Origin of the sequence: Natronohydrobacter thiooxidans (genome assembly GCF_001884735.1) — a bacterium.
Classification (GTDB): Bacteria; Pseudomonadota; Alphaproteobacteria; order Rhodobacterales; family Rhodobacteraceae; genus Roseinatronobacter; species Roseinatronobacter thiooxidans_A.
In genome coordinates this window covers 24,705-36,761 of record NZ_MJAP01000010.1, presented here as the reverse complement: position 1 = coordinate 36,761, position 12,057 = coordinate 24,705, and the positions used below count along the sequence as shown (strand labels likewise).

Sequence of the window (12,057 nt, the reverse complement as noted above, 5' to 3'; positions counted from 1 at the left end):
AATGTGGGTGGTTTCGCGCGTGCTCAGATCAGCCCGTGCTGTTTCAGGACCGGAACAACATCGGCCAGCTCGATGGTCAGGCAATCGATCCCGACCCGGCCTGCCATCTCGAAGACCTCGGCGTTCAGGCTCTGGTCATTGAGATGGCGCTGCAGCGCAGCCGTGGTCATGGCCTGCACAAAGCGGCTGCGGTCGATGAAAATGCGCGTCGTGTCGGAGGGGATGGCGATGGTCATGGCTGTGTTTCCTTGCGGTGGTTTGGGGCGGCGCGATGCACCCGTTTGCGTCATCCACAGAATCGCTCTTGGGCAGAGTGTAATCAACTGAAATCGCAGCAATTTCATTGCTTTATCGAGGGCGAGAGCGCGCAATGCAGGGCCTGAGCGAACGCCAGTATGCCGCCCGCGTGGGCCTGTCGCGCGGAGCGATCCAGAAGGCCAAGGAAGCCGGGCGGCTGGTCCTGCATGCAGATGGCAGCATCGACGCTGAGGCGTCCGACAAGCGCCGCGCCGCGATGACCGACCCGGCCAAATCTCGTGCAGCGCCGAAATCAACATCGGCGTCAAAGCCCAAACTGAAACCCGTCCCTGAGGCGGCCGTCGCCTCTGTCGGCGAGACACTACGCGAAGAAGGACTCGCCGCCCCTGTGACCAGCGGCGGCACGACCTTCCTGCAGGCCAAGACCGCCAATGAGGTGCTGAAAGCGCAGGAACGCCGCATTCGGCTGCAAAAGCTTAAAGGTGAGCTGGTGGATCGCGCGCGGGCGGAAACCTTGATGTTTCGGCTGGCGCGCGAGGAACGCGATGCCTGGGTGACATGGCCTGCCAGAGTGGCCGCGTTGATGGCCTCGGAACTGGCCGCTGCTTTGAGAGAAGAGGTCACAGTGGAGGCGGCGCTGATGCAGAAAGTTCTGGAAGCCCATGTCCGCGCGCAACTCGACAGCCTTGCCGAGATCAGAACTGGTCTTGGATGACGATGTTGCGGGGTTCGATGGCGCAAAAGACCTGCTGCGCGCCTGGTCGCGCGGGATCCGGCCTGATCCGGACCTGACCGTGTCGGAATGGGCGGACCGGCATCGCTGGCTGTCCTCGCGCGCTTCGGCAGAGCCGGGGCGGTACCGCACGGCGCGCACGCCCTATATGCGCGAGATCATGGATGCACTTTCGCCCGCGAGCCCGGTGCAGCGCGTCGTGTTCATGAAAGCCGCGCAGGTGGGCGCGACAGAAGCGGGCAACTGCTTCATCGGCTTTGTCATGCACCACGCGCCAGGCCCGATGCTGGCGGTTCAGCCGACAGTGGAACTGGCCAAGCGCAATTCGCGCCAGCGGATCGACCCGCTGATCGAGGAAAGCCCGGAACTACGCGAGCGGATCAAGCCTGCGCGCTCGCGGGATGCAGGCAACACGATGCTCTCAAAAGAGTTCGCAGGCGGCATTCTGATCATGACCGGGGCCAATTCGGCAGTGGGTCTGCGCTCGACGCCAGCGCGCTATCTGTTTCTCGATGAGGTCGATGCCTATCCGGCCTCTGCGGATGAGGAAGGCGATCCAGTGTCCCTGGCAGAGGCACGGTCGCTGACCTTCGCGCACCGCCGCAAGGCGCTTCTGATCTCGACGCCGACCATCCGGGGCCTGAGCCGCATCGAGCGGGAATTCGAAGCGAGCGACCAGCGGCGCTATGTCGTGCCATGCCCACATTGCGGCCATCGCCAATGGCTGCGCTTCGAGCGGCTGCGCTGGGACAAGGGCCGCCCCGAGACGGCAGAATACCATTGCGAGGGTTGCGACACTCCCATCGCAGAGCACCACAAGACAGCCATGCTGGCGGCGGGCGAATGGCGCGCAACAGCACAATCCGCGGACCCGCACACGGTCGGCTATCACCTCTCGGCGCTTTATTCGCCCATCGGCTGGCTCAGCTGGGCGCGGATCGCGCGGGCGTGGGAGGCAGCACAAGGCAATGACGAGGCCATGCGCGCGTTTCGCAACACCATTCTGGGTGAGACCTGGTTCGAAACCGGCGAAGCCCCGGACTGGCAGCGACTGGCAGAGCGGCGCGAGACATGGACACCGGGTACTGTGCCTGCAGGCGGGCTGTTTCTGACCGCTGGCGCTGATGTGCAGAAGGACCGGATCGAGATTGATGTCTGGGCGTGGGGTCGCGGACTGGAAAGCTGGCTGATTGACCATATCGTGATCGAGGGCGGCCCCGGCGATCCAGGATGCTGGCAGAAGCTGACCGATCTGCTGGGCCGGACATGGCAGCATGAGAGCGGCCAGCACCTGACCATCGCAAAGCTGGCCATCGACACCGGCTATGAGACCAGCGCAGTTTACGCATGGGCGCGGCAGGTGGGGTTTGCGCAGGTGGCCCCGGTCAAGGGTCTGGAAGGGTTCAATCGGGCGAGTCCTGTCACTGGCCCGACCTATGTCGACGCCACCATCGGCGGCAAGCGGCTGCGACGCGGGGCGCGGCTTTGGTCCGTTGCCACGGCGACCTTCAAGACTGAGACCTATCGCTTTCTGCGCCAGGACCGGCCAACGCCGGAAGAAATCACTGCCGGTGCCGCGTTCCCGGCGGGAACAGTGCATTTGCCATCATGGGCCGACGGGGAATGGCTGAAGCAGCTGACGGCAGAGCAGCTGATCACCGTGAAGAGCAAGCGCGGGTTCTCGAAGCTTGAATGGCAGAAACTGCGCGAGCGCAACGAGGCGCTGGACTGCCGGGTCTATGCACGCGCGGCAGCTTGGATCGCCGGGGCAGATCGCTGGCCGGAAGCACGGTGGACAGAGTTGGCGAGGTCCTTGGCCGTGAACACGGGCCCATCCGCGCCCGACGCGGTTACGGCTGCTGCAGCGTCGGCACGCCCATCCGCGCGGCGGCGGACCGTGCGGTCGAGTTACATGGGGTGATCAAATCCTTGCGCCGATGATGCCAATTGGCGGCGCAGACGGCGATCCCGCTTGAGATACCATTCGCGACGCATCGCCTCGATCCGGCTTGGCAGGCGTTCGGCATAGAGGAGGGACCATGCATTGCCACGCGTCGATTTTGCGCCGGTGCCCGAATTATGCTCGGCCAGGCGGCGGTCAAGATCGAGGGTCCATCCGACATAGGTGCGATAGCCGCAGGAGGTCTGGCTGCCGAGGACATAGACGAACCCGGTCACGACGGTTTTTTGCGACCTGTGCCGCGATGGCTCATCAAGGGCCCACGTCGCCGCGCTGCGAAATCGCCGATGATCATATGCAGGCGCTGTTCATCAATGTCTTCGGGATCGAATGGCCCATCGTACCATTCCAGCATCCGCTTGTGCTGTTCGTGCTCTGGATCTGTGACCGCATCAAGAAATTCCTCGAAACCGCTGATGCTGCCGACATCTTCGGGGGGCGCGCGGCGCGCACCGGCGATGAAACGTGGATATTCGACATCGGCTTCCCCCTGCCGGACGTCGAGGACCGTGATCCGGTGACGCCAGTTGTCGTCGAAGTCATAAACATAGAGGAATTCCCGAATGCCCCGATTAAGCACGGTCGCAAGACGCAGCCCGCTCGCCTTGTAGACCTTGCGCTCATAGAGAGCGTCATCAGACGATGGCACGCCGTAAATCCTGTTCCCGATCTCGAATTCGTACAGGTGGTAATCCCACCAGCGCATCACGACCTGAATGATGTCGTGCATCATGGCCATGGTGGTCGAGAGCGGCACATCCAGTTCCCGCCAGACCAGCGGGTTCGTGTCTTCGATTTCGATCCTGATACGGGCGATGGGTTCGATCATGGGCTCTGGCAATAGTCCTGCTGCAATCGCCGCACTTTAACGGAAAACCCCACATGCCGACAATCTCTGACCTTCGCGCCCGCCGCGACGCCCTGTCTGCGCAGCGGTCCTCGGGCGTGGCCCGCGTCAGTTATGACGGCAAGATGGTCGACTATCGCTCTGTGGCGGAGATTGACCGTGCGCTCGAGGCGCTGGATCGCGAGATCGCCGCAGCCGAGGGGCGGCGGATGGTGCGGCAGGTCCGCGTGACGACCAGCAAGGGACTGTAATCCATGGGGCTGTTCGACAGGTTTCGCCGCCCGGTGTCGGGCGGTGCCAATGCGGTGCGCGCCCGGCTGGAAGGCGCAATGTCCCGCCGTCGCTTGCGCGGCTGGAACCCGCCCTTGGAGAATATCAACGCGCTGGTGGCCTCGGGCGGCCCGCGCCTGCTGGCCCGCGCGCGGGAACTGGTGGTCACCAATGGCTATGCCGCCAATGCCTGCGAGGCCTTTGCCGCGAACCTCGTGGGCGACGGGATCAAGCCCTCGTCGCTGATCGACGATACGACCCTGCGCGACCGTGTCCAGAAGCTCTGGCTCGCTTGGACCGACGAGGCGGATGCGGACGGGCTGACCGATTTCTACGGCCTGCAGGCCATGGTCGCGCGGGAGATGTTTGTGGCGGGCGAGTGTTTTGTGCGGATGCGGCCCCGCCGCGCGGAGGACGGGCTGCTAGTGCCGCTCCAGCTACAGCTTCTGCAATCGGAGATGCTGCCCTTCGAGAAGACCGAGACGGCAGCCAACGGCAACCGCATCCGCTGTGGCATCGAGTTTGACCAGATCGGGCGGCGTGTCGCGTATCACTTCCGCCGCAGCCATCCCGGCGACAGCACGGATCGCCGTGTGGCCGTGCCTGAAACCGTGCGCGTGCCAGCAGAGGATGTGCTTCATATCTTTCGTCCGCTGGATGCAGGCCAGATCAGGGGCTTGCCGCATGTGGCACCTGCCATGGTGCGGCTGTTCCTGCTCGATCAGTACGATGATGCGGAACTCGACCGGAAGAAGACTGCGGCAATGTTCGCAGGCTTCATCACCAAGACAGCGCCGGAAGAGCCGATGCTGGGTGAAAGCGAGGCGGACCCAGACGGTGCCGCCATCGCGAGCCTCGAGCCCGGCACGATGCAGGTGCTGCTGCCGGGCGAGGATGTGAAATTCTCGTCGCCAGCGGATGTGGGCGGCGCGTATGAAGCGTTCCAGTACCGGACCTTGCTGGCCGTGTCGGCATCCTTGGGGCTGCCATACCATCTGGTCACGGGCGATGTGCGCCAGGCCAACTATTCGAGCTTGCGCGCCGAACTCGTCGAATTCCGCCGTCGCGTGCAGCAACTGCAGCATGGAGTCATCGCGCATCAGCTCTGCCGCCCTGTCTGGGCGCGCTGGCTGGAGATGGCGCAGCTGGCAGGCCGGTTGGACCTCGCCGATCCGGTTGGCGCGCGCGCAGTGCAATGGATCCCGCCGCGCTGGGATTGGGTCGATCCGCTGAAAGACATTCAGGCGCAAATCCTCGCCATGGAAGCGGGCATCACCTCGCGGCGCAAGGTGGTCGAGGGCACAGGCTATGATGTCGAGGAAGTCGACCGCGAGAATGCGGTGGACGCCAGACGCGCCGCCGATCTGGGGCTGCACTACCGCACCAGCCCCGGCGAGACCCAAGGCGCGCGGGCGACGCCCGCAAAACGGCCGGATCCCGGCGACGGCTCGGAACAGCCGACCTCACAGGAGTAACACCATGAATAGCTGGTACACGATCCGCGCCCGGGCCTCCGGGGCGGAAGTGCTGATCTATGACGAAATCGGCGCTTATGGCGTCAGCGCCAAGGGGTTTCTGGCGGAACTCGGCGCGCTGCCGGATGATGCGCCCATCGATCTGCGCCTCAACAGCCCCGGTGGGTCAGTCTTCGATGCCGTGGCGATCTACAATGCGCTGACCCGGCATGCAGGGGCTGTCACTGTGTGGATCGATGGCATCGCGGCCTCGGCCGCCAGCTATGTCGCCATGGCGGGCGACGAGATCGTCATGCCGGAAAATGCCTTTCTGATGATCCATGATCCCTCTGGCATCGTCATGGGCACGGCTGACGACATGCGCGACATGGCCGGTGCGCTCGACAAGATGGCCGCCAGCATGACGCGTGGCTATGCGGCCAAAGCGGGCAAGCCCGAGGCGGAGATTGCCGCGCTCATGGCGGCGGAGACATGGTTTGACGCGAAGGAAGCGCTGGAACTGGGCCTCGCCACGCGCATGGAAAAGCCCGTGCGCATTGCCGCAAGTTTCGACATTGCCCGGTTTCGCAATGCGCCGCCCGAACTGGTCGAGGCGGTTGCTGAGCAAGAAGGCGGGCCAGCAGAGCCTGAAGGCAGCGCAGTTGCGGGCGATGGCGCGGCGGGGGACGATCCGCCCACTGCACCCGATCCCGCGACCAAGGTTCCCACCGGGAACGTTGATCCGATGGCAGCAGCCGACGCCCCATCTGGTTCCAACGCGCGCGGCGGGGGTGTTGCAGATGCCGACACCCTCCCATCGGGCGCTCCGACGGAAAGCTGCGGTGCAAGCGCCAGCGCAGCCCCTGACGCCAGCGCAATCCGCGCTGAGGCCATGGCGCATGCCCGCGCCGTGATCGACCTCTGCCGTTTGGCAGGCCAACCGCAGATGGCAGGCAAGTTTCTGGAAGAGGACGTCGGCCTGGATGCCGTGCGCGCCAAACTGCTGGCCGCCAAGGCCGAGGCATCCCCGCCAATCACCTCCCATCACCCGCAACCCGGGCCAAACCCGACCGCGCGCCCCTGGGGCGATGTCATCGCCCGCACCTTCAAACTGAAAGGGTAAGACCCCATGACCACGCTTGTGAAAGGCCAATATCCCGGTGGCTTCCTCGTCTGGGAAGTCCTGCGCGATTATACCCGCGAAACTGTTACCATCGCCTCCGGAGCGGGCAAGCTCGCCCCCGGCACCGTTCTGGGCAAGATCACCTCGGGCGGCAAATACACTGTGCTCACACCAGGCGCCTCCAACGGCAGCCAGAACGCCGCTGGCATCCTCTGGGGTCAGGCCGATGCCACGGATGCTGACGCGCCCGCTGTGGTGCTGGTTCGCGGCCCCGCCATCGTCAACCGCCATGAGATCATCTGGCCCGAGGGCATCACCGAGGGCCAGACCAACACCGCCATCGCGGCGCTCATGGCGCTTGGCATCCTCCAGCGCTGACCCTTCAGAAGAAAGGACATCCCCATGGCCACCATGGACATCTTTGAAGGCGATGCCTTCTCCATCATCGAGCTGACCCGCGCGCTCGAGAACATCCCCTTCAAGCCCGCGATCCTGTCTGGCGCGGGGCTGTTTGGATCGCGCGGCGTGCGCACCCGCACCGTCATGATCGAAAGCCGTGACGGCACGCTGCAGCTGATCCCGTTCTCGGAACGCGGCTCGGCTTATGAGTCCCAGATCCCCGAGCGCCGCGAAATGCGCGCTTTTGTCGTGCGTCAGTTCAAGAAGCAGGACGTGCTCTGGGCTTCGGAAATTCAGGGCATCCGCGATTTTGGCTCGGAAACTGCCGTGCAGCAGGTCCAGACCGAGGTCGCGCGCAAGATGGGCCGCCTGCGCAATGACGCCGAGGCGACCTTCGAGTTCCACCTCTTCAACGGCATTCAAGGCGTGGTGAAGGACCCCAAGGACGGGGCGACGGTGATCAACTACTACACCGAGTTCAACATCACCCCGGCGGCGGAGGTGGATTTCGACCTCGACAATGCCACGCCCGCGTCGGGGGCGCTGCGCAAGCGCTGCCAGGCGATGATCGAAAGCGTCGAGGACAGCCTTGGCGGGCTGGCCGCCGGTCAGGTGCAGCTGCGCGCCGAATGTGGCTCGGCCTTCTTCGCCGATCTGGTCGCCCATAAGGAGGTGCGCGAGACCTATCTCAACACGGCCGCGGCGGCCGACCTGCGCGGGCGCGTGGGCGAGGAGGTCAGCTTCGGCGGCATCACCTTCCGCCGCTACCGGGGCGGTCTCGGTTTCGGCGTGCCGACCGACAAGGCCTATTTCTACCCCGAGGGGGTCGAGGGTCTGTTCGAGATTTACTACGCCCCCGCCGATACGTTTGAAACGGTCAACACCGTGGGCCTTCCGCTTTATGCGCGCATGATCCCCGACCGCGACCGCGACGAATGGGTGCGGCTGGAGATCGAAAGCAACCCGCTGCCGATCTGCACCCGGCCGCAGGTGCTGCGCTCGGCAAGGCGGACCTGATGAACGCCTTTGCTGCGGCCATCGACGGTCTGTTTGCTGACGGCAACATCGCGCGGGACGCTGTTTACATCGCCGAGGGCGGCGCGCCCCAGCTCGTCCGCGTGGTCAGCCGCCGCGCGGACGAGGTCGCCAGCTTCGGCGACGCACGGATCTGGTCCGAGACCACCCGCATCGACCTGCGCGTGGCTGAGGTGCTTGAGCCCCGGCCCGGGGACCGGATCGAGATCGAGGGCGAAGCCTTCAACATTCAGGGTGAGCCAATGCGCGACCGCGAGCGGTTGGTCTGGACTGTCAATCTGAGGCCAGCATGAAGCTGAAACTCGATATCACCCCGGACCTCGTCGCTATGATGGCCGCTGAAATCAAGGCGGGCGAGCGTGCAGTTTCCACTGCCACGCGCGAGGCAGGCAACGGCCTTAAGTCCGCCTGGCGCGCACAAATCACCGGCGCGGGTCTCGGCCAGCGTCTCGCGCGCACCATCCGCTCGGAGCAGTATCCGAAGCGCAAACCGAGCCTGAATGCCGCGGCACTGGTCTGGTCGAAAGCGTCTGTCATCGTCGGTGCGCATGACACAGGACCACTGATCCGCTCGAGGTCCGGCTTCTGGCTGACGATCCCGACACCAGCCGCCGGGAAATCCGCGCGGGGCGGGCGCATCACACCCGGCGAATGGGAACGCCGGACGGGCCTGCGGCTGCGCTTTGTCTATCGCAGGACAGGTCCGAGCCTGCTGGTGGCTGAGGGCCGGCTGAACGCGCGCGGCCGCGCTGTAGCGTCACGGTCAAGAACCGGGCGCGGCGTGACTACCGTGCCGATTTTCCTGCTGGTGCCGCAGGTCAAGCTGCCGAAGCGGTTGGACCTGGCGCGGGATGCCGAGCGGGCGCATGACGCGCTGCCGGGGCTGATCGTGGCGAAGTGGGTGATGGAGAGGCTGAGATAGACGCCGTATTGCTGCGTCGAAGGAAATTAGGTGTCGTCCGAGCGGCCTGAAATTTCCTACTTGATGGGCGGGCGGATTATAAAGGCTAAACAACGACGCCATTCTTTTCGAAGTGCCGAATCAGGTTGTAGATCCGTTCCACGTATACAATGAACTGTCCAAGATTGGCCAAAATGACACCTTTTTCGAGGTCAGGAATTATCTGTGGGTGGCCGACTGCATTTCGAGTGTGTCGGTAAAAGTTAAAGGCACCGTCCAGTAGCTGAGTGAGGTCCTGCGCAAGGGTTTGATCTGCAGGCTTGCTCTTGCAGCCATTGTAGGAGGCCTTGAACTCGTCATACTTCTTGGAGATCATCCTTTGATTGACACGCGAGAAGAAGCTGCTTCGGTGCCCCTCGTCAATAATGGCGTTGCCATAAGCCTCTATCAGCAAGAGAATTGCCTTCTCGCTTGCGGCACCGAGCATAAAAGCCGCACCGGCGGGGCTATCAGCCTTGTAGCATTTCAGTGCCTCCTGGAAGAACCACAAAACCACGTCATCACAGTCTGGGACTCTCTCCCGGAGAGTCTGTGGAAATTTTTCAATTTCAGCTGGGAGCAAAGCGATGGGCCCGCCAGAGCCTTTTTCGATGCTCTCTTTGAGCTGTTCCAGCCAAGTCTTGAGTTCTGAAGCTTTGCCTTCTACATGAATTTTTCCAGAATTGAAGACGTTGACCGAGGCTGAGAGGGCACCGGACTTCAGGGTAAATTTCGTTGCGTGTTGAATGTCGCCCTCCTGAAAGTCCATTTTGTGCGCAACCAGCGCACTTCTTACAGTTTCGCAGACTTTTTCGTCACCGTTGCTCATGTGAAGCCAATCCAGAACTAACTCTTCGCCAGAAGGTAGAAGAGGCGGAACCTACTCGCAAGCACGACCTGTACCGTCGGAGAAGAAGCAAGTGCCCAGCCCCCGCGAAACCATCCTCACAGCCCTAGCGGACCTGTTGCGCGCGGTGCCGCATGTGCCGGTGCTGCGCGGTGAGGTGCTGCCCGAGCGCGTCCCCGCCGCTGGCCTCTTGATCCTGCGCGACGGCGAGCCGGGGGAGCCGGAGATGACGTTGTCGCCGCTGCGGTACCACTACCAGCACCGCGCCGAGATCGAGGCTGTGGTTCAGGGCAGTGATCGCGACACTGCCTTTGCCACGCTTTGCGCCAGCATCGGCACGGCGCTCGCCGCCGACCGCACTCTGGGCGGCCTCTGCGACTGGATCGAGGCGGAAGCGCCACGGCCCGCCGATCTGCCCGTCGAGGGCGCGGCGAGTCTGAAGGCCGCCGTGATCCAGGTGATCCTCCACTACACCACGGTCGACCCGCTGGCCTGACCCCCAACATCACAGGAGACGAGACGATGGCACGAGCCCAAGGGGCGCGGGCGCAGATGGCGCTGGCGTTCGAGTCGACCTATGGCACGCCGCCCGCGAGCGATTTTGTGCGGATGCCGTTCGCCAGCGCCACGCTGGGGGTTGAGCAGCCGCTCCTGAACAGCGAGCTTCTGGGCTATGGCCGCGATCCGCTACCGCCGATCAAGGATGCGGTGACCTCGGATGGCGATGTGGTGGTGCCGATTGACGCGCAGGCCTTCGGCTTCTGGCTGAAGGCCGCCTTTGGCAACCCGACGACAACAGGGTCATCAGTGCCCTACACCCACCAATTCCAGTCCGGCGCATGGGCGCTGCCCAGCATGTCGATCGAGACCGGCATGCCCGAGGTACCGCGCTATGCGATGTATTCCGGCTGCGTGCTGGACCAGCTCTCATGGCAGATGCAGCGCTCGGGCCTGCTGACCGCGACGGCACGACTGGTGGCACAGGGTGAAACTGTCGGTGCCGCCACCGCCGCTGGCACAGCCGCCACGCTGGACCTGCAGCGCTTCGGCCATTTCAACGGATCGATCAAGCGCAATGGCGTGGATCTAGGCAATGTCGTCTCGGCCGAGATCACCTATGCCAACAACCTCGACCGGATCGAGACCATCCGTGCCGATGGGCGCATCGACGGGGCCGATCCCAGCATCGCCGCGCTGACGGGGCGCATCGAGGTGCGCTTCGCCGATCAGACGCTGGTGACGCAAGCCATCAATGGCGATCCCTGCGCCATGGAATTCGCCTATGTCCTGCCCTCGGGCGAGAGCTTCACCTTCACCGTGCACGCGGTCTATCTGCCCCGCCCGCGTATCGAGATTGCGGGACCGCAAGGCGTGCAGGCGACATTCGACTGGCAGGCGGCGCGGGATCCGACTGTCGGCCGAATGTGCACTGCAACGCTGGTCAACAGCATCGATGCCTACTGACCCACCGCAACAGGGGTTTCAGCCAAGCAGAAACTGCGCGCTGGTCAGGACAATGACGCCACTCAGCGCGTAGCCGCAGGTGAGCATGATCCAGTCAACGGCAGGTGGCACGAAGGTGTCCCAGACCAGCGAAGACTGTCCCAGCTCTGGGACAGTCTCCCACCCGGCCTTCTCGTACCCGCTCGACACACCCGATCCTCTTTGTCTGAGGCCATGATGACACAAGTATCTTTCCATGAGGTTACCCGATGCTGACCCTCGATCTGACCAACGCGCCCCGCTGGCATGATCTCGCCCCCGGCGTGCGGGTGCAGCTGCGCCCCCTGACCACCGCACTGATGGTCGCCACACGCGCCGATCCGGAGGTCGAGGCAGTGCCCGACGAGGCCACAGATGAGACCCGCGCCATGGCTTTCGCGAAGGCCCTCGCAAGGCGGGCCGTGCTCGATTGGGAGGGCATCGGTGATGCCGATGGTGTGCCCATAGACCCCAGCCCCGAGGCCATCGACGCCCTGCTCGATATCTGGCCCATCTTCGAGGCGTTCCAGCTGACCTATGTCTCGAAAGGTCTGCTGCTGGAACAGGAAAAAAACGCCTCTGCGCCCTTGCCGAGTGGGAATTCGGCGGGGGCGCGTGCTACTGCGACGCCTGCGAACCCTGCGAGGGCCGCGAAAGATCGTGCCCGGACTGCCCCGCGCGGCTGAACCGTCCCCTCACGCAGGAAGGC

General features: G+C 64.0%; 17 protein-coding genes. 12 read left to right on the top strand and 5 right to left on the bottom strand.

Going from position 1 to position 12,057, the window contains the following annotated elements:
- Positions 1-23 precede the first annotated feature (23 nt).
- The gene (locus tag BG457_RS06885; RefSeq protein WP_071796292.1) at positions 24-236 is read right to left on the bottom strand and encodes a hypothetical protein; all 213 of its coding nucleotides are present in this window, start codon (positions 234-236) and stop codon (positions 24-26) included.
- Positions 237-370: 134 nt separating this feature from the next.
- Between BG457_RS06885 and BG457_RS06880 the strand changes: the two genes are divergently transcribed.
- Together BG457_RS06880 and BG457_RS06875 are read left to right on the top strand one after the other, a co-directional pair.
- Positions 371-973 carry a hypothetical protein gene (locus BG457_RS06880; protein WP_071796291.1) on the top strand — a complete coding sequence of 201 codons (603 nt, stop codon included), beginning with the start codon at positions 371-373 and terminating at the stop codon, positions 971-973.
- The gene (locus tag BG457_RS06875) at positions 921-2,912 is read left to right on the top strand and encodes a phage terminase large subunit family protein (RefSeq protein ID WP_175546755.1); all 1,992 of its coding nucleotides are present in this window, start codon (positions 921-923) and stop codon (positions 2,910-2,912) included. The genes BG457_RS06880 and BG457_RS06875 overlap by 53 nt, the downstream gene beginning before the upstream one ends.
- On the opposite strand, the gene BG457_RS06870 is transcribed toward BG457_RS06875, so the two are convergent.
- Positions 2,900-3,169: a GIY-YIG nuclease family protein gene (locus tag BG457_RS06870; RefSeq protein ID WP_071796289.1), complete on the bottom strand. Its 270-nt coding sequence runs from the start codon at positions 3,167-3,169 to the stop codon at positions 2,900-2,902. The two genes, BG457_RS06875 and BG457_RS06870, sit on opposite strands and share 13 nt — an antisense overlap.
- Positions 3,166-3,780 carry a plasmid pRiA4b ORF-3 family protein gene (locus BG457_RS06865; protein WP_071796288.1) on the bottom strand — a complete coding sequence of 205 codons (615 nt, stop codon included), beginning with the start codon at positions 3,778-3,780 and terminating at the stop codon, positions 3,166-3,168. The genes BG457_RS06870 and BG457_RS06865 overlap by 4 nt, the downstream gene beginning before the upstream one ends.
- Before the next feature lie 53 nt (positions 3,781-3,833).
- Between BG457_RS06865 and BG457_RS06860 the strand changes: the two genes are divergently transcribed.
- From BG457_RS06860 to BG457_RS06830, 7 genes are read left to right on the top strand one after another with little or no spacing between them, the layout of a single operon-like run.
- On the top strand, positions 3,834-4,049 hold the full coding sequence (locus BG457_RS06860; RefSeq protein ID WP_071796287.1) for a phage head-tail joining protein: 216 nt from the start codon (positions 3,834-3,836) through the stop codon (positions 4,047-4,049).
- Between the two features lie 3 nt (positions 4,050-4,052).
- Positions 4,053-5,543: a phage portal protein gene (locus BG457_RS06855; protein ID WP_245770947.1), complete on the top strand. Its 1,491-nt coding sequence runs from the start codon at positions 4,053-4,055 to the stop codon at positions 5,541-5,543.
- Between the two features lie 4 nt (positions 5,544-5,547).
- Entirely contained in the window at positions 5,548-6,645 is a 1,098-nt protein-coding gene (locus BG457_RS06850; protein WP_071796286.1) for a head maturation protease, ClpP-related, read from the top strand.
- A gap of 6 nt (positions 6,646-6,651) precedes the next feature.
- Positions 6,652-7,023: a head decoration protein gene (locus BG457_RS06845; RefSeq protein WP_071796285.1), complete on the top strand. Its 372-nt coding sequence runs from the start codon at positions 6,652-6,654 to the stop codon at positions 7,021-7,023.
- Between the two features lie 24 nt (positions 7,024-7,047).
- Positions 7,048-8,061 (top strand): major capsid protein, encoded by a 1,014-nt coding sequence (locus tag BG457_RS06840; protein WP_071796284.1) that lies wholly within the window; start codon positions 7,048-7,050, stop codon positions 8,059-8,061.
- Positions 8,061-8,372 (top strand): head-tail joining protein, encoded by a 312-nt coding sequence (locus tag BG457_RS06835; RefSeq protein ID WP_071796283.1) that lies wholly within the window; start codon positions 8,061-8,063, stop codon positions 8,370-8,372. Before BG457_RS06840 ends, BG457_RS06835 begins: the two co-directional genes overlap by 1 nt.
- A complete protein-coding gene (locus BG457_RS06830; protein ID WP_071796282.1) occupies positions 8,369-9,001 on the top strand; it encodes a DUF6441 family protein in 633 nt (210 codons plus the stop codon). Before BG457_RS06835 ends, BG457_RS06830 begins: the two co-directional genes overlap by 4 nt.
- Before the next feature lie 85 nt (positions 9,002-9,086).
- On the opposite strand, the gene BG457_RS06825 is transcribed toward BG457_RS06830, so the two are convergent.
- Positions 9,087-9,848 carry a hypothetical protein gene (locus BG457_RS06825; RefSeq protein WP_071796281.1) on the bottom strand — a complete coding sequence of 254 codons (762 nt, stop codon included), beginning with the start codon at positions 9,846-9,848 and terminating at the stop codon, positions 9,087-9,089.
- Between the two features lie 91 nt (positions 9,849-9,939).
- On the opposite strand from BG457_RS06825, the gene BG457_RS06820 reads away from it, so the two are divergent.
- Both BG457_RS06820 and BG457_RS06815 read left to right on the top strand, forming a co-directional pair.
- A complete protein-coding gene (locus BG457_RS06820; protein ID WP_071796280.1) occupies positions 9,940-10,362 on the top strand; it encodes an acyl-CoA transferase in 423 nt (140 codons plus the stop codon).
- Positions 10,363-10,388: 26 nt separating this feature from the next.
- Entirely contained in the window at positions 10,389-11,330 is a 942-nt protein-coding gene (locus BG457_RS06815; protein WP_071796279.1) for a phage tail tube protein, read from the top strand.
- Between the two features lie 18 nt (positions 11,331-11,348).
- Here the strand turns inward: BG457_RS06815 and BG457_RS20185 are convergent, their stop codons facing one another.
- Positions 11,349-11,519 (bottom strand): hypothetical protein, encoded by a 171-nt coding sequence (locus BG457_RS20185; protein WP_175546754.1) that lies wholly within the window; start codon positions 11,517-11,519, stop codon positions 11,349-11,351.
- Between the two features lie 59 nt (positions 11,520-11,578).
- Here BG457_RS20185 and BG457_RS06810 point away from each other — a divergent pair, with 59 nt between their 5' ends.
- On the top strand, positions 11,579-12,034 hold the full coding sequence (locus BG457_RS06810; protein WP_071796278.1) for a hypothetical protein: 456 nt from the start codon (positions 11,579-11,581) through the stop codon (positions 12,032-12,034).
- Positions 12,035-12,057 lie beyond the last annotated feature (23 nt).